Here is an 18,048-nt window from a genome sequence, read left to right on the forward strand (position 1 = left end):
AATCTCAAAACGCAATAATAATGGAAGATTACATACATTTACACGTTCACACACATTATTCAATATTAGATGGTCAGTCAAAAGTGCCTTATCTTGTTGATAAGGCTATCAAAAATGGCATGAAAGGTATGGCTATTACCGACCATGGCGTTATGTTTGGCATCAAAGAATTTTCTGATTATTGTGCGTCAATCAATAAGCAACGAAAGAAAAATGGCGAAGAACCTTTTAAGCCTATCTTTGGTTGCGAGATGTATGTAGCACGACGTAGAAAAGAAGATAAGGTAAAGGAAATGCACGATAATTCGGGCTACCACCTTATTGTATTGGCTAAAAACTATACGGGCTATAAGAATCTTATAAAATTGGTGTCGCGTTCATGGGTTGATGGTTATTATTATCGTCCACGAACCGACCGTGAAGATTTAGAAAAATATCATGAAGGACTGATTATTTCAACGGCTTGCTTAGCTGGAGAAGTCCCTCGTAATATTATGAGAGGTGATATTGAAGGAGCAAAAGAAGCCGTACAATGGTATAAAAAGGTGTTTGGCGATGACTTTTATTTGGAACTTCAACGTCATGAAGTAAAAGACCCTACACTAAAAGCCAACAGAGAAGCCTTCCCATTACAACAAAAAGTAAATCATGTTTTGTTGCAATTGGGAAAAGAATTTGGCGTGAAATGTATTTGTACAAACGACTGCCACTTTGAAGATAAGGAAACTGCTGAGGCTCATGACCACTTGTTATGTCTTTCAACACAAGAGGATTTGAATTCTCCAACACGTATGCGCTACTCTAAACAAGAGTGGTTTAAAACGCGTGAAGAAATGAATGAAGTGTTCCAAGACCTCCCCGAAGTGTTGAGTAACACGATAGAAATTCTTGAAAAAGTTGAGTTTTATAGTATTGATAATGGTCCTATTATGCCTTTCTTCCCTATCCCTAAAGACTTTGGAACAGAGGAAGAATGGCGTAAAAAGTTTACAGAACAGCAGTTGTATGACGAGTTTACAACCGACGAACATGGTGAAAATCAACTCTCACCAGAGGAAGGCGAAGCCGTAATCAAGCGTTTAGGAGGTTACGAAAAGATGTATCGCATCAAGTTTGAAGCCGACTATTTGGCAAAATTAGCTCACGATGGTGCGAAAAAACTCTATGGCAACCCTATTCCAGACGATGTAGAAAAAGCCATAATCTTTGAGTTACACGTTATGAAAACCATGGGTTTTCCTGGCTACTTCCTCATAGTGCAAGATTTTATCAATGCTGCTCGAACAGAATTAAACGTAATGGTAGGACCTGGACGTGGCTCTGCTGCTGGTTCAGTAGTGGCTTATTGTTTAGGAATTACCCGTATTGACCCTCTGAAATACGACCTTCTGTTCGAACGTTTTCTTAACCCTGACCGTGTAAATCTTCCTGATATTGATACCGATTTCGATGATGACGGACGTGGAAAAGTTTTGCAATGGGTAATGGAAAAGTATGGTCCAGAGAATTGCGCCCACATTATTACATACTCTACTATGGCAACGAAAAACTCTATTAAGGACGTTGCACGCGTAGAAGGATTGCCTTTAGATGTTTCAAACAATTTGTGTAAAGCCATTCCAGAGCGTTTGCCAGACGGAATGAAGATGAATTTGAAGAATGCAATAGCTTGTACCCCACGCTTACAAGAGGCTGAAGTGAGCGAAGACGACCGTGAACGCAACACCATTAAGTATGCTAAAATGTTGGAAGGAACGGTGCGTGGAACAGGTATTCATGCTTGTGGATTTATTATTTGTCGTAATCCTATCAGCGAATGGGTACCTGTTTCAACAGCTACAGACCCTGATTTCCCTGACCAAAAAGTACCTGTTACGCAATACGATGGACACGTTATTGAAACAACAGGGCTTATAAAAATGGACTTCCTTGGGCTTAAAACGCTCTCAGAGATTAAGGAAGCCTGCAAAGTGATCAAGCAAACAACAGGCGATATTGTCGATATTGACAATATTCCTATTGACGATGAATTGACATACAAACTCTATCAGAAAGGTCAAACCATTGGAACGTTCCAATTTGAGTCGCCTGGTATGCAGAAATATTTGCGCGAATTGCACCCAACAGTGTTCGAAGACCTCATTGCGATGAATGCTTTGTATCGTCCAGGACCAATGGATTATATCCCAGACTTTATCAAACGTAAACACGACCCAAGTTTGGTAACTTACGATATACCGTGTATGGAAAAGTATTTGAAGGATACTTATGGTATAACGGTGTATCAAGAGCAAGTGATGTTGTTAAGTCGTCAGCTTGCAAACTTTACTCGTGGCGAGAGTGATGCGTTGCGTAAGGCGATGGGAAAGAAGAAAAAGGCTATTGTAGACCAAATGAAACCGAAGTTCTTAAAGCAAGGACAGGAGAATGGTCATGACCCTAAGATATTGGAAAAGATATGGACTGACTGGGAAAAATTTGCCAGTTATGCCTTTAACAAGTCGCATGCCACTTGTTATTCGTGGGTAGCTTATCAAACAGCCTACCTGAAAGCCCACTACCCTGCAGAGTTTATGGCAGCCTTAATGACACGTCGTTTCAGTCAGATTACTGAAATTACGAAGTTAATGGAGGAATGTAAATCCCTTAAAATATCAACTTTAGGCCCTGATGTCAATGAAAGTATGATGGGTTTTGGTGTGAATAAGAAAGGAGAAATACGCTTTGGACTTTCAGCCATTAAGGGAATGGGTACGGGAGCAGCCATTGCTATTGTAAAAGAGCGTGAAAAAAATGGTCCTTATAAGAGCATTTACGATTTTGCAGAACGCATCGACCTTAGCAATGTCAATCGTAAAGCCTTCGAAAGTCTGGCTTATAGTGGTGGTTTCGATAGCTTTGAATTGCAACGAGAGGACTATTTTAGCGTAACTTCAAAAGGTGTTATGTTCTTAGATGCTTTGGTTCGCTATGCGCAATTGTACCAACAAGAGAAAGCCTCTATGCAAAACTCACTTTTTGGAGGTGATGATGAGGTAGAAATAGCACGCCCTGTGGCTGCAAAAAACGAGCGTTGGCCCAGTATAGAAAAGCTGAATAAGGAACGAGAATTGGTTGGTATCTATCTGTCTGCCCACCCTTTAGATGAATATAGTGTTATTTTGAACCACCTTTGCAACACGCACACCGAAGAAATAGGACGGGGTGCCGATTTGGCAGAACTATCTAAACGAGAAGAAATATCGTTTGGTGGTATTATTACGGCGGTGAATGAGCGTTTTTCTCAGAAAACAGGTAAACCATTTGGCTTTGTTACCATTGAAGACTTTGAAGGTTCGGGCGAATTAGCCTTATTTGGCGATGATTGGGCAAGATGGAATGGGTTAATGAAAGAAAATTATACCATTTTTGTAACGGCAAAATGTCAGCCTCGTTTTCGTAATAGTGAAAGTTACGAGTTAAAGGTTCAAAACGTTCAACAACTTTATGATGTGAAAGAAAAACGATTAGAAAAGTTTACCATTAGCATACCTGCAAGTAAGGTTACCGATGAAACCATTTCTAATCTCTCCACTTTGTTAGACGGCAATGAAGGTAACACGCAGTTATACATACAATTGCACACTTCTGAAAACGACTTTGTAACTTTGCGTAGCAAGGGAAAAGGCATAAATATCGACCGAAAACTGCTCGATTATATAGCCGCAGAAGAGGAGATGGACTATTTTATCAATTGACAAAAATAGAGTTTGGCACAAAATTTGAAGATAGAATTATCAAAAAAGAAATAATTGTTTAATTAAAAAATAAAAGAAATGGAAGTAGAAATTACAACCGCGAACTTTGAGAGTTATAAGAATGGCGAATTGCCATTGGTAGTTGATTTATGGGCAACATGGTGTGGCCCTTGCAAAATGGTAGGTCCTATCATTTCAGAACTTGCCAACGATTACGATGGTAAAATCGTTGTTGGTAAATGCGATGTAGAAGAAAACGACGATATTGCTATCGACTTCGGTGTACGCAATATTCCAACTATTCTTTTCTTTAAGAATGGTGAGTTAGTTGACAAGTTCGTTGGTGCTGCATCAAAGGATAAATTAGACGAAAAGTTCAAGGCGTTGCTTTAATTAAAAGCATTTTATAGATATAAAAGCGGTGTTACTTCTATGTGGGGCGGCACCGCTTTTTTGTGCAAAAACGATTAAGAATTTAAAAGTGCCTATTTTGATGAGCAATATAGGCTCTTTTTTAGTTCAAAACAAGGGCTTTTAAAAGTTAGAGGGTGGGGGAGGATAGAAGTTTGTGCTATTTGTATTGATAGAAAAGGTGCAATTCATAAAAAAAAAGATAATTGCCTCCCTATTTTTGAAGTTCTTATAGCTGTTTCTTTGCTTGATAAAATCTACAATGTTCTACGAAATCAGTGTAATACAGGAAGTTCACATATATTATTAAGGAATGTTTTGCTAATTCGTATATTTTCAGTATTTTTGCAATGTAAAAGAAAGATTCCACAATGTCAGAGCAAATTATAAATACCGAGCAGGAATTTAAAGGAATATTAAACGAGTGTGAAACGCTTTTTGCTAAAAAGTTGCACGATTATGGAGCTTCGTGGCGCATTTTGCGTCCGTCATCGCTCACCGACCAGCTATTTATCAAAGCAAAACGCATTCGTTCTGTTGAAATAACAGGTGAAAACCGTGTTGGAGAAGGGATTAGACAAGAGTTTATAGCCCTTATCAACTATGGTATCATTGGGTTAATTCAGTTAGAAAAGCCTTTTGTAGACAGTGTGGATATTACGCCCGATGAGGCAATTGCGCTTTATGAAAAGTATGCAAAGGAAACATTCGAGTTGATGTTAAAGAAAAATCACGACTACGGAGAGGCTTGGCGCGATATGCGTGTCAGTAGTTACACCGACTTAATACTTACAAAGATTGAACGTATCAAGGAAATTGAAGACTTAAACGGCAATACTTTGGTAAGCGAAGGTATCGATGCTAACTACATGGATATTATTAATTACGCAGTTTTTGGAGCAATAAAATTACATGAATAAACTGAAATCTGTTTTAGTAAACATCTGTCGTTTACTGTTGGCTGTTACGTTTATCTTCTCTGGATTCGTCAAGAGTATCGACCCACTCGGCACGCAGTATAAAATAGGCGACTATTTGCAGGCTGCTGGGTTAGCAGGACGAGTGCCAGAATGGATACAACTCATACTCTCAATTGCACTTTCTGGAGCGGAATTTACACTCGGAGTGCTGCTTTTATTAGCAATTCGCCGCCGATTAGTGAGCAAATTGTCGTTTGTTTTAATGCTTGGCATGACTGCGATAACGCTTTGGCTCACCATAGGAAATCCTATTCAAGATTGCGGTTGCTTTGGCGATGCCATACATTTAAGCAATAGTCAGACCTTCATTAAGAACTTGATTTTGCTCGGAGCAGCCATTATTGTAATGCGTTCACCACTTTATCAAGTGCGATTTATATCGAAAATCAACCAATGGATAGCCACTTATTTCACAATGGCATTCATCGTTGTTGTATCATTATTGAGCCTTTACCACCTACCTTTGTTCGATTTTCGTCCTTATTACATCGGACAGAACATTAAAAAAGGCATGGAAATACCCAAAGGAGCAAAGCAAACAAAATATAAAACAACATTTATTTGCACGAAAAATGGGGTTCAAAAGGAATTCGACGAGAACAATTACCCATACAATGACAGTGCTTGGGTGTTTGTAGATACCAAACAAGAAATATTAGAACAAGGATATGAACCGCCTATTCACGATTTCTCAATCACCAATGAAGCAACGGGCGAAGACATAACCGAACAAATCTTGACTAAAGACGGCTATACTTTCCTCTTGATTGCGCCATTCTTAGAAGTTGCAGAAGATAAAAATTTTGGTGATATTGAAGGCGTTTACGAGTATGCAAAGGAATATGGTTACGACTTTTATGGGCTTACATCAAGTACAGACAAGGCTCGTAAGCATTGGAGAGATATCACAGGAGCGGAATATCCTTTCTATACAACCGATGGAACAACATTGAAAACCATCATAAGGAGCAATCCTGGATTGGTATTATTGTACAAAGGAACCATCATAAATAAATGGAACCACAACGATATACCAAAGATTGAACAGCTGAATGCTCCGCTTTCATTATTGAGTATAGGTAGAGAGCCTGAAAGTAATACATGGAAGAAAATTCTGACCATAGTACTTTGCTATCTGTTGCCATTAATCTTGCTCATTATAGCTGACCGCTTTTGGGCTTGGACAAAATGGGTACAGAAACGTGAAGAATGGATAAAAGAAAAGGAAAAATGGCTCATTCATAAAGAACAAAAGAATAAACTATATCAACTTTTAAAACGTAAAAGACACATGAGAAAGAAAATTGTAGCAGGTAACTGGAAGATGAACGAGACCCTGCAAGAAGGTATTGCATTGGCAAAAGAAATCAATGACGCATTGAAAGCTGACAAGCCAAATTGCGATGTAGTAATTTGCACACCGTTTATCCACTTAGCAAGTATTGCTAAAGAGTTGGATATGAAGTTGGTTGGACTTGGTGCTCAAAACTGTGCCGATAAGGAAAAAGGTGCTTATACAGGCGAAGTTTCAGCAGCAATGGTAAAGAGTACAGGTGCAGAATATGTCATTCTTGGACACTCTGAACGCCGCCAATATTATGGCGAAACAGCTGAAATATTGAAAGAAAAAGTACAATTGGCATTGGCAAATGGTTTGAAAATTATTTTCTGCTGTGGCGAAACACTTGAAGAACGTGAAGCTAACAAGCAAAATGAAGTAGTAAAAGCAGAATTGGAAAATTCTATTTTCAATCTTTCAGAAGCTGAATGGAAGAACATTATTCTTGCTTACGAACCAATTTGGGCTATCGGTACAGGCAAAACTGCAAGTGCTGATCAAGCTGAAGAGATGTTGGCATACATTCGTTCTATCGTTGCTGACAAGTATGGCAAAGAGATTGCAGCCGAAACAAGTATCCTTTACGGTGGTAGCTGCAAGGCAAGCAATGCGCCAGAGTTATTCTCTAAACCAAATATTGATGGCGGTTTGATTGGCGGCGCATCATTGAAGGCTGCTGATTTCAAGGGTATCATTGATGCTTGGAAGAAATAAAAATATAAAATCACATAAATCCTGCAAGTCCAAACAATAGTTTTGGATTTGTAGGATTTTATAAATTGAAAGCAAATGAAGAAATTCCTTACCACAATAGTCGTTGTTCTGCTCAGCACATTAGCTGTTAGCGCACAAGGAACTGTGACTGTTACGCATAGTTCGGATATAGACGCATTGGTGAATGGAAACAAAAAAACTGCTAAAACAAATAAAAATAAACCGCAACAGCCACAACAAACAATCAAAAAACCAAACGTAACAACTCCTGGAACACAACGAGTTGTGCCTTATATTGCGCCTCCTACATCAAATTCATCGGGAGAAACGTATCAACGCACTAAACTTGTAAGAAAAAAAGTGCGCAAACCTATTATCGACCCAGTTGATGGAACAGAAACAAAGCACATGGTTATGAAGCGTGTAGCTAAGGGAGTGAAGAAAGTAAGAGGCTTTAGAGTGTTGGCTTACTCAGGTGGTAACACTCGAAAGGCACGCCAAGAAGCAGAAAAATTAGGTCAAAAGGCCAAAGAAATATTAGTAACCGAACCTATTTACGTTCACTTTTATTCTCCAAGATGGATGTGCCAAGTGGGTAATTTTACCAATTACGCACAAGCAAAGAAAGTGATGCGCAAATTAAGAAAGGAAGGTTTCACTCATGCAAATATCATTAGAACGATGGTAACCATACAAACGACCAAAGTTCTTGACGATAATCCAAATTTTGATAATGAATATTGAGCATGAATGATTGATAATTTAGCACGCAACGATTAACATTCCGACTTGAAAGTGCTAAAGAAAAGACAATAAAAAGAGATAAAAAACGATTTAAAAATAAAGAATAAGCAAACCGAATTATGAATTCAAACATAGAATTTCGTGAGGGTTTAGACGAACTTGCGGGACATTACAGATACGTTTTACAGCTTTTGGGCGAAAATCCAGATAGAGAAGGACTTGAAAAAACACCGATGCGTGTGGCAAAAGCAATGCAAGTGCTAACTCGTGGATACACACAAGACCCTCATAAAGTATTGACCGATGCGCTTTTTGCAGAAGAATACAACCAAATGGTTATTGTAAAAGACATTGATTTCTTCTCAATGTGCGAACACCACATGTTGCCTTTCTATGGAAAAGCCCATGTTGCATACATTCCAAACGGACATATTACAGGTTTAAGCAAAGTTGCTCGTGTGGTAGATATATTCAGTCATCGCCTCCAAGTGCAAGAACGTTTGACCCAACAAATCAAAGATTGCATTCAAGACACCTTGCACCCCCTCGGTACAATGGTCGTTGTCGAAGCAAAACACATGTGTATGCAAATGCGTGGCATAGAGAAACAAAACTCTATTACTACAACAAGTGCGTTTAGCGGAGCATTCAATCAAGCTAAAACACGCGAAGAATTTATGAATCTTGTACATTCCAACACAATGCGAGGCTAAGGCTTTGCATTGCGTTGAATAGGTTTCGCTGTTAAAACCAATTGTTTGGCATTGCGAACCCCAAGATTTCAATGAATAAGAATTACTAAGATAAACATAGAAGGAAAGGAGACAAAGGACGATGAAGTTTATTTCATGGAACGTTAATGGATTACGAGCTTGCGTAACAAAGGGATTTAAAGAAAGTTTTGAAGCAATTGATGCCGATTTCTTTTGCTTGCAAGAAACAAAAATGCAGGCAGGACAATTAGATATTGCTTTCGATGGTTATGAATCTTATTGGAATTATGCCGAAAAGAAAGGCTATTCTGGTACGGCAATCTTCACAAAACATCAACCTTTAAACGTAACTTACGGTTTGGGAATAGAAGAACACGACCACGAAGGACGTGTCATTACGCTCGAAATGGAAAACTTCTATTTGGTTACTTGCTACACTCCTAACTCGCAAGACGGACTCAAACGCTTGGAATATCGTATGCGTTGGGAAGACGATTTCCAAACTTACATCAAGCGTTTAGACGAGAAAAAGCCTGTAATAGTATGTGGCGACTTGAACGTTGCTCACGAAGAAATTGACTTAAAGAACCCAAAAACTAACCGAAAGAATGCAGGTTTCTCTGATGAAGAGCGTGCGAAGATGACACAATTCCTTGGAAAAGGCTTCATAGATAGTTTCCGAACGCTTTACCCAGAGCAAGTAACTTACTCATGGTGGTCGTATCGTTTCAAGGCAAGAGAGAAGAATGCAGGTTGGCGTATAGATTATTTCTTACTATCAGACCGTTTGCGTGCGCAACTTGTCGATGCGAAAATTCACACCGAAGTATATGGCAGCGACCATTGCCCGGTAGAAGTTGAACTAAACTTCTAACCGTGCGAGAGCAAGCAAAGATACTTTTCATGATGATTGCCACTTTGGCAATCATCGTTGGCTATGCACTTTTGCCAGGAAAGGTTATCTTTGGCGATTTTTCGCTACGCAAAATTAGCTTGACCCAATTGCGTCAAACGGATAAAGAGAGGAATAAAAAGCCTATTCCTACTCACAAAACGAAAAAAACTCGCCGCTATCATACGTTTTTATTTATTGGCGACTCCATGGTGGAAGGACTTTCACGCCGTTTAGGCGATTATGCTAAAGAAAATGGGCATCAGCTTTACACCGTTATTTGGTATAGTTCGACCACCGAGAAATGGGCAACAACGCAAACCATAGAACATTTTATCAAAGAATATAAGCCCACTTACGTTCTTCTTTGCTTGGGTAGCAACGAATTGTTCATCAACGATTTAGATGTAAGAGAGGACTATATTAAGACGATAATAAAGAAATTGAACCCGCTGCCCTACGTTTGGATTAGTCCGGCTACTTGGAATGGCGACACGGGGATTATCAATTTAATGGAAAAGCATACCGACAAGGGCTGTTTTTACGATAGTCGGGGACTGAAACTTGAACGTGGTGCCGACCATTATCACCCTACTTGGGATGCAGCAGCTCAATGGTTAGACCACGTTAGAGGGTTCATGACGAGCAAAAAGGCTGCTTATCCCGTCGTTTTGAAAGTTCCAAAAGCTCACCATAAAGCGAAAAAAACAGAAGTACTACAGCCCGATTTTGAAGGCTATTAAATAGTAACAGAACATAAAGTCTGCGTTTTTAAACTTTCTCACCATAGCTCTATGATAGATTTTCATGCAACCATCGACACTTTGCTCTCCTTTTTGGTTACACCCAACAAGGAATGGTCGTTCTGCACCCTATCATTTATGTTGGTATTCATTTTGTTTTTCGCTTTCTACCTCTTCATCAATCGTCAGCGAAAAGCCTATATGCAGATTTATGTCATCTTGTTTGGACTCCTTTTTGCCTATAAAGCAAATGGCACGCTGATGTGTTTGCTGCCCACAACCACCTTGCTTTCATGGTTTTTGACCAAGAAAATGATGCGCTTGCGACGTGGAAAGCCACGCAAAGTTGGATTGATATTGGTTATTTTCATCGAACTTTTCCCACTCCTTTACTACAAATACAGCAATTTCACTTTAGAAATTCTGAACAATTTATTGCAAAGTAATTTTGCTTTCCTACAACTTTTGCTCCCTATTGGCATCTCTTTCTACACCTTCCAAGCCATTAGTTATACGATTGATATCTACAAAGAACGATTCCCAAAGACCACAGGATTGCTGGAATACAGTTTCTTTCTCACCTTTTTCCCACTCCTTATTGCGGGACCTATCACACGAGCCGAAACTTTAATTCCACAAGTTCACAATCCCAAACTCAACGATAAGCAACTCATCAATACGGGTTTGTGGCTCATCATCTGTGGTTTGCTAAAAAAAGCATTGGTAGCCGACTACTTAGCCCAATACAATAACTGGGTGTTTGCCGACCCTTTGGCTTACAATGGATTTGAAAACCTCATGGCAGTTTTGGGCTTTACACTACAAATCTATTGCGATTTTTCGGGTTATAGCGATATGGCAATTGGAATTGCGGCTTTAATGGGCTTTCAATTGCCCAACAACTTTAGCTCACCTTACCAAAGTTTGAACCTTACAGAGTTCTGGCACCGTTGGCACATCACACTTTCTCAATGGTTTCGCGATTACATTTACATTCCTTTAGGGGGAAATCGAAAAGGCGAATTAAGAACTTACACCAATACGTTCCTTACCATGATAGTGGCAGGGCTATGGCATGGCGCATCAGCAATGTTCGTTTTGTGGGGTTGCCTACATGGATTAGGACTAATGGTGCATAAGTTTTGTGTCAATCGAGGACTAAATCGCTTTCCCAATACCATTGGCACGAAGACTATTTCGTGGGCAATCACGTTTGTTTACATAGCCTTTGCGTGGATATTCTTCCGTGCTACCAACATTGAAACCGCACTTTCCATGTTACAACAAATAGCAACCGACTTTCATTTAGCCGATATTCAAAGTTTTATCACGGCTCGTTTGCCATGGATTCTCCTTCTTGCCATTGGTTTGGAACTGCATTCTATTCGATTGAATGACTACAAATGGCTGCAAAAAAAGTTTATTTCGCTCCCTTGGTTGGCTAAGTTTATCATTTTCATCATAGTCATTCAGTTGGTCATCAACTTTAGTCAGAACAATATTCAGCCTTTCATTTACACTCAATTCTAAACAATCTCGACTTTAAGAACGTAACGGATAGCAAGGTAACTTTGTAGGGGCGTGATTTATCACGTTCCTAACAACCTGCGTATGTTTTGCTTATTAGGAACGGAATAAATTCCGCCCCTACATATTGCCGAGTGCAGCTATATCTTCCACAAAGAGATTGCAAACGAGTGCAAAGAAAATTTTATTGGTTCATCAGGAATTTGGAGTGATAGATATAATCAAGGTTGTCGTAGAAGATAATAAACCTCCATTATAACAGCTTTATATAAAAGGATTTAACGATGTCGCACAGCAATTCGGCAACGTCGACTTTAGAAAAGCTTGAATTATGATTTTTTGTTTTTATAAAATGGCTTTTTATAGGCTTTTAGTGGAGGCTATTACTTCGTAACTATATGAATATAAGAACTTATGGCTCATCACTCCAAATTTCGGAAGAACCATAATTAAAATCTATTTAAATACCAAAATAATAAACAATAAAATATTTTTTAGTGTTTATTCTATTTAAATAGAACTACTTCATTGGCACAAACTTTGCTCTAAAACTCATAAAAAGCAAAAGCAATGGAAATAAAAAAAGAAGAAATACCAAGTGGTTATATCTATTGTATGGCAACAAATGGGCAATGTAAACGAGCAAAAACATGCTTGCGAGCATTGGCAATGAGGTTCGAACGTGATGAAAACGATTGGTCGTTGATGCAAATGGTAGACCCTCGTTATGTGAAAAGTCGCACAGAAAAAGAACCTTGTCAGTGGTATGCCGATGCAAAAATACAGCGTTTTGCCAAGGGAATGACACATCTTTACGACGAAATACCTGCAAAAGTACTAAAAACAATGCGTGAGAAGGTTCAACATTGCTTTCCTTCTCGAACTTTTTATTTTAAGGCACGACGAGGCGATAAGTTGATTTCGGAAGAACAACAGGCTTATATTGCTGAGGTTTTCAAAGATTTTTGCCCAGAGATACAGCCAAAATACGATGAATACATTGATGCGTTAGAGTGGAATCCATAAGGGTTTCATGCTTCTTTATGCCACTTTGTCAGCCTTTCATATTATATTTCCGTGGGGAAGGTATATACTTTTAAAATAGTTTCTCCAATGGAAACTAATAGTTTTCATAGGAGAAACTGCGAGTTTCCATAGGAGAAACTAATAGTTTCCAACTGAGAAACTGCGAGAAACTAATAACAGTCTGTGCGAAACATAGCGTTAGTAAACTTTGAAAGCTATTGTCTTCCACCTTAATATATATTATAGTGGAAACCTTTTTGCGCATTATCATCTTTGTTGAAAGGAATGAATATCTTGGAAAAATGTTTAAGATATTGCTATTTTCCCACTCACATTCAGAAAAAAAGTAGTATATTTGCGGTGTATTCGTCCATTGGGCGGGCAACTATGAAAAGAAAATCTCAAAATATCAAAGACTATGATTAAGAAATATGTAGAAGAAAACGAGGCAAGAATGCTCGAAGAGTTGTTCAGCCTTATTCGTATTCCAAGTGTAAGTGCGCAACCAGCTCACAAAGAAGACATGGTAAAATGTGCCAACCGTTGGAAAGAATTGCTCTTAGAAGCAGGTGTAGACAAAGCAGAAGTGATGCCTTCAAAGGGCAACCCTATGGTTTATGCTGAAAGAATTGTAGACCCAAAAGCTAAAACCGTATTGGTTTATGGGCACTATGATGTAATGCCAGCTGAACCTTTTGAGCTTTGGAAGACTGAACCATTCGAACCAGTTATCAAAGACGGACACATTTGGGCGCGTGGTGCTGACGACGATAAAGGTCAATCGTTCATTCAAGCAAAGGCTTTCGAATATATCAACAAGCACGATTTGTTGAAGCACAACATGAAATTCATCTTTGAGGGTGAGGAAGAAATCGGTTCTGGTAGCCTTGCTCCATTCATCGAAGAACACAAAGAGTTGTTGAAGTGCGACGTAATCCTCGTTTCTGACACTGGTCTTATTGGTCCTGATGTTCCTTCTATCACAACAGGTTTGCGTGGTTTAGCTTATTGGCAAATCGAAGTTACAGGTCCTGACCACGACTTACACTCAGGTACATTCGGTGGCGCAGTAGCTAACCCAGCCAATGTTCTCTGTAAACTTATCGGCGATGTAACAGGTCCTGACGGCAAAATCCGCTTCCCTGGATTCTACGATGATGTTGAAGAAGCATCAAAAGAAGAGCGCGAACTCGTTGCTTCTATACCTTTCGATGAAGATGAATACAAGAAATCGCTCGGTATAAAGAATATCTTTGGCGAAGAAGGTTATAGCACAATTGAGCGCACGGGCTATCGTCCATCATTCGATGTATGCGGACTTTGGAGCGGTTATCAAGGCGAAGGCGCAAAAACCGTTATCCCTTCAAAAGCATACGCTAAGATTTCTTCACGCCTCGTGCCACACCAAGACTACAAAAAGATTGGTCAATTGGTAGTAGACTACTTCAACAAAGTAGCTCCAGATACAGTAGAAGTGAAAGTAGAACTGCTTCACGGCGGTTATGGCTACGTTTGTCCTATCGATTTCCCAGCTTATAAAGCAGCAGAACGTGGTTTCGAAGCTGTGTTTGGCAAGCGTCCATTGCCAGTTCGCATCGGTGGTAGTATTCCAATCATCTCTACTTTCGAGAAACTTCTCGGCACAAAGAGCGTTCTCATGGGCTTCGGTTTGGAATCAAACGCTATCCACTCTCCAAACGAAAACATGCCAGTTGACCTTTGGAAGAAGGGCATTGAAGCCGTTATCAACTTCCATTTGGAATACGATAAAGAAGCATAAATACTGTTTTTCAGTAAAAATAAAAAGGAAGATTCGCACTCGAGTCTTCCTTTTTTTATTTATTCAGGGCTAAAACAAACGAGAAATTGACAGAAAAGGCATAGAAAATAAAAAATAAACGCAAAAGTTTGGCAATGTCAAAAACTTACAATATCTTTGCAATCCACATATAGCGATATGTAAATCGGGCTTGTTTGGATTTGACGGCAAGACGAGATGGTATGTAAGCATGCGGAGCTTTGGTGGCTGGCTCCTAAATATCAGTTATCAAACAATTAATTGGCGAAAACAATTACGCTCTCGCTGCCTAATCGAAGTACAGTAGATTACTGGCTTTATTCGGCTATTAGATAGCTGAACGAGACACTGCTCCAATGATGTTGTTCCGAATCAGAGGGTAAAGCGGTGCAGGTAAATCGGAAATAGTTTGTGTATGCCTCGCTGCGCAAATGAAATTTAGAGGATAAGGCATTGGTTGGTGGTTCAGGTCTTGCCAATGCTCGAAAATCAAAGGCTGAAATAAGCATGTAGAAAGCATATGGTTTCCTTGTGCGGACGTGGGTTCGACTCCCACCAGGTCCACAAATAAAGAAGGCTAATAGTTGTTTAAAGCAACCATTAGCTTTCTTTTTATGTTGTATCTTTTGATATAAAACGTTGGTTCAGTAAGACAAAAGAGGGGCAAATTGGAATTAGGGGAGCGGTGTTTTTTTCATTTTCAACTACAACAGTGGGAATAAAATCATTTCCGTCTAAGAAATTTGTGGCGTATAGGTCAAACTTGTAGAAAAATATTCCTCCTATCTTTTCCTATCTAAGCCATATCACCATTGAAGAAAACTATTGGAAAACAAGTCTTGAAGCTAAAATCATCAGCCTACTATTTGTGTATATTGATGAAAATTAGTACTTTTGCACGTTGCTAATTGCAACTTTTTGAAAACAAGAATAAAATAAAACAACAAAATAAATGAATATATCGTACAAATGGCTGAAGGAATACGTTGATTTCAACCTTACTCCACAGGAATTAGCGGCTGCGCTAACGTCTACGGGATTGGAAGTTGGAAGCGTTGAAGAGGTAGAAACTATCCGCGGAGGATTGAAAGGACTCTTCGTTGGTAAGGTGCTTACTTGTGAAATGCACCCTAATTCCGACCACTTACACGTTACTACTGTAGACCTTGGTAAGGAAGAACCACAACAAATCGTATGTGGTGCGCCAAATGTTGCTGCTGGTCAAAAGGTAATAGTTGCCGATTTAGGTTGCATTCTTTACGATGGTGATGACAGTTTTACAATTAAGAAAAGTAAACTTAGAGGCGTTGATAGCTTCGGAATGATTTGTGCTGAAGACGAAATTGGCGTAGGAGCAAGTCATGACGGAATTATTGTTTTACCTGAAGAAGCACAGGTGGGTATGCCAGCAGCTGAATACTATCAGTTGGATAGCGATTGGCTCATCGAGATTGACATTACTGCCAATCGTGCAGATGCACTAAGCCATTATGGCGTTGCACGCGACCTTTACGCTTGGTTAAAGCAAAATGGTTACGAAACTTCATTGCATCGTCCTAACTGCGACAAGTTTGCGGTTGATAATAACGACCTTACAATTGACGTAAAAATAGAGAATACAGACGCTTGTCGCCGCTATGCTTGTTTGAGCATTACCGATTGTGAAGTGAAGGAAAGTCCTAAGTGGCTGAAAGATAAGCTTAATATCATTGGTGTTCGCCCAATTAATAATATTGTAGATATTACCAATTATGTGATGATGGCTTACGGACAACCCATGCATTGCTTCGATGCTGACATGGTAACAGGTAAGCAAATCATTGTAAAAGATAAGAACGAAGGCAAGAAATTCGTAACACTCGACGGCGAAGAACATACGCTTGGCGAACACGACCTTGCTATTTGCAATGCCGAAGAACCTATGTGTATTGCTGGCGTATTCGGTGGAAAAGGTAGCGGAACATACGAAAATACTCGCAATGTTGTATTGGAAAGTGCTTACTTCCACCCAACTTGGATTCGCAAAAGTGCACGCCGTCATGGTCTTTCTACTGATGCAAGTTTCCGTTTCGAACGTGGTATTGACCCAAATGGAACGATTTATGCTTTGAAACAAGCTGCTATTCTTTGCAAAGAGTTGGCTGGTGGAAAGGTAAGCATGGAAATCCGTGATGAATATCCTACTAAAATGGAAGGTTTTCCTGTTCGTTTGAACTATGAATATGCCGACCGTTTGATAGGAAAGCAACTCGGTGCGGACACAATTAAGAGCATTGCTACCAGTCTTGAAATGGAAATTGTGAAGGAAGATGCCGAAGGACTCGACCTTATCGTACCTCCTTATCGTGTAGACGTGAAGCGTGCTTGCGATGTTGTGGAAGATATTCTCCGCATTTATGGCTACAATAACGTTGAAATTCCAACTGAATTGAAGTCATCGCTCACCATTGCCGAAGAGGCTGACAAGAACTATCATAAGGAAAACATTGTTAGCGAGCAATTGGTTGGAGCTGGTTTCAACGAAATTCTAAATAACTCGCTCACTGCCCAATCTTACTATGACGGAGCAGAACTCAATGCTTATCCTTGGGAACAAACCGTAAAGGTGATGAATCCACTATCAAGCGACCTTGGCGTAATGCGTCAAACATTGCTCTTTGGTGGGTTGGAAAGCATTCGCCGCAACGTAAATCGTAAAGCCCAAAACCTTAAATTCTTTGAGGTAGGCAATACTTACAAGTACGAACAAGACAAGTGGAGCGAAGAAAGTCCTATCAAAGCCTACAACCAAGAGTACCATTTGGCACTTTGGGTAACAGGAAAACGCATACAAGGTTCGTGGGCGCACGCCGATGAGGAAGCTACTTTCTACGAACTCAAAGCCAATGTTGAGAATATTCTCCGTCGTGTAGGCATGGCACAAAGCGCATTATTAGCTGAAACATCACACAACAACATCTTCGACAAAGCCTTAGAACTCAAAACTCGTGGTGGTAAAACCATCGTAGAAATGGGTATTTTGAGCCATAAGCTATTGAAGAAAATGGATATTGCACAACCTGTCTACTATGCAGATATACATTGGACCAACTTAATGAAAGCCATTCGCAAGAATAAGTTACAATTCCAAGAAATATCTAAATATCCAAGCGTTAGCCGCGACTTAGCCCTCTTGTTAGATTCAAACATCGAATTTGCACAAATTGAGGAAATCGCACGCCAAACCGAAAAGAAACTTTTGAAGAAAGTAGAACTATTCGACGTTTACGAAGGTAAAAATCTTCCTGAAGGAAAGAAGAGTTACGCTGTAAACTTTATCCTCCAAGACGAAACAAAAACCTTAAACGACAAGGCGATAGACGCTATTATGCAGAAATTAATTAAAAACATAACAACAAAACTCGGAGCAGAACTCCGATAAATA

The 18,048-nt window shown here is 39.5% G+C and carries 12 protein-coding genes and 1 other RNA gene; all 13 read left to right on the forward strand.

The window, feature by feature from the left end; all coding sequences use genetic code 11:
* The first annotated feature begins 20 nt into the window (after positions 1-20).
* The gene (dnaE, locus tag DYI03_RS04455) at positions 21-3,737 is read left to right on the forward strand and encodes a DNA polymerase III subunit alpha (RefSeq protein WP_036869912.1); all 3,717 of its coding nucleotides are present in this window, start codon (positions 21-23) and stop codon (positions 3,735-3,737) included.
* 78 nt (positions 3,738-3,815) lie between these two features.
* Positions 3,816-4,130 carry a thioredoxin gene (gene trxA, locus DYI03_RS04460; protein WP_004357496.1) on the forward strand — a complete coding sequence of 105 codons (315 nt, stop codon included), beginning with the start codon at positions 3,816-3,818 and terminating at the stop codon, positions 4,128-4,130.
* Between the two features lie 389 nt (positions 4,131-4,519).
* Positions 4,520-5,068, forward strand: a complete 549-nt coding sequence (locus DYI03_RS04465; RefSeq protein WP_021668757.1) for a DUF1599 domain-containing protein — start codon at positions 4,520-4,522, stop codon at positions 5,066-5,068.
* Positions 5,061-7,181 (forward strand): BT_3928 family protein, encoded by a 2,121-nt coding sequence (locus tag DYI03_RS04470; RefSeq protein ID WP_021668756.1) that lies wholly within the window; start codon positions 5,061-5,063, stop codon positions 7,179-7,181. Before DYI03_RS04465 ends, DYI03_RS04470 begins: the two co-directional genes overlap by 8 nt.
* A 75-nt stretch (positions 7,182-7,256) precedes the next feature.
* The gene (locus DYI03_RS04475) at positions 7,257-7,925 is read left to right on the forward strand and encodes an SPOR domain-containing protein (RefSeq protein ID WP_021668755.1); all 669 of its coding nucleotides are present in this window, start codon (positions 7,257-7,259) and stop codon (positions 7,923-7,925) included.
* 119 nt (positions 7,926-8,044) lie between these two features.
* Positions 8,045-8,638 carry a GTP cyclohydrolase I FolE gene (folE, locus tag DYI03_RS04480; RefSeq protein ID WP_004357240.1) on the forward strand — a complete coding sequence of 198 codons (594 nt, stop codon included), beginning with the start codon at positions 8,045-8,047 and terminating at the stop codon, positions 8,636-8,638.
* Between the two features lie 121 nt (positions 8,639-8,759).
* A complete protein-coding gene (locus DYI03_RS04485) occupies positions 8,760-9,512 on the forward strand; it encodes an exodeoxyribonuclease III (protein WP_004357601.1) in 753 nt (250 codons plus the stop codon).
* A 2-nt stretch (positions 9,513-9,514) separates the two neighbouring features.
* Entirely contained in the window at positions 9,515-10,273 is a 759-nt protein-coding gene (locus DYI03_RS04490; RefSeq protein ID WP_021668754.1) for an SGNH/GDSL hydrolase family protein, read from the forward strand.
* A gap of 51 nt (positions 10,274-10,324) precedes the next feature.
* Positions 10,325-11,803 (forward strand): MBOAT family O-acyltransferase, encoded by a 1,479-nt coding sequence (locus tag DYI03_RS04495; RefSeq protein WP_021668753.1) that lies wholly within the window; start codon positions 10,325-10,327, stop codon positions 11,801-11,803.
* Between the two features lie 567 nt (positions 11,804-12,370).
* Positions 12,371-12,826 (forward strand): DUF6078 family protein, encoded by a 456-nt coding sequence (locus tag DYI03_RS04500; RefSeq protein ID WP_021668752.1) that lies wholly within the window; start codon positions 12,371-12,373, stop codon positions 12,824-12,826.
* Positions 12,827-13,244: 418 nt separating this feature from the next.
* Positions 13,245-14,606 (forward strand): dipeptidase, encoded by a 1,362-nt coding sequence (locus tag DYI03_RS04505; RefSeq protein WP_021668751.1) that lies wholly within the window; start codon positions 13,245-13,247, stop codon positions 14,604-14,606.
* A 186-nt stretch (positions 14,607-14,792) separates the two neighbouring features.
* Positions 14,793-15,191: a transfer-messenger RNA gene (ssrA, locus tag DYI03_RS04510) on the forward strand.
* A gap of 385 nt (positions 15,192-15,576) precedes the next feature.
* Positions 15,577-18,045, forward strand: coding sequence for a phenylalanine--tRNA ligase subunit beta (gene pheT, locus DYI03_RS04515; protein WP_021668750.1), 2,469 nt, complete (start codon positions 15,577-15,579; stop codon positions 18,043-18,045).
* The last annotated feature ends 3 nt before the right edge of the window (positions 18,046-18,048 follow it).

The organism is Prevotella disiens, assembly GCF_900454955.1.
GTDB lineage: Bacteria > Bacteroidota > Bacteroidia > Bacteroidales > Bacteroidaceae > Prevotella > Prevotella disiens.

Coding starts and splice junctions, on each gene's coding strand:
- pheT (WP_021668750.1), top strand. CDS start 15,577: ATGAATATATCGTACAAATGGCTGAAGGAATACGTTGATTTCAACCTT.
- DYI03_RS04500 (WP_021668752.1), top strand. CDS start 12,371: ATGGAAATAAAAAAAGAAGAAATACCAAGTGGTTATATCTATTGTATG.
- trxA (WP_004357496.1), top strand. CDS start 3,816: ATGGAAGTAGAAATTACAACCGCGAACTTTGAGAGTTATAAGAATGGC.
- DYI03_RS04505 (WP_021668751.1), top strand. CDS start 13,245: ATGATTAAGAAATATGTAGAAGAAAACGAGGCAAGAATGCTCGAAGAG.
- DYI03_RS04485 (WP_004357601.1), top strand. CDS start 8,760: ATGAAGTTTATTTCATGGAACGTTAATGGATTACGAGCTTGCGTAACA.
- dnaE (WP_036869912.1), top strand. CDS start 21: ATGGAAGATTACATACATTTACACGTTCACACACATTATTCAATATTA.
- folE (WP_004357240.1), top strand. CDS start 8,045: ATGAATTCAAACATAGAATTTCGTGAGGGTTTAGACGAACTTGCGGGA.
- DYI03_RS04495 (WP_021668753.1), top strand. CDS start 10,325: ATGATAGATTTTCATGCAACCATCGACACTTTGCTCTCCTTTTTGGTT.
- DYI03_RS04470 (WP_021668756.1), top strand. CDS start 5,061: ATGAATAAACTGAAATCTGTTTTAGTAAACATCTGTCGTTTACTGTTG.
- DYI03_RS04475 (WP_021668755.1), top strand. CDS start 7,257: ATGAAGAAATTCCTTACCACAATAGTCGTTGTTCTGCTCAGCACATTA.
- DYI03_RS04465 (WP_021668757.1), top strand. CDS start 4,520: ATGTCAGAGCAAATTATAAATACCGAGCAGGAATTTAAAGGAATATTA.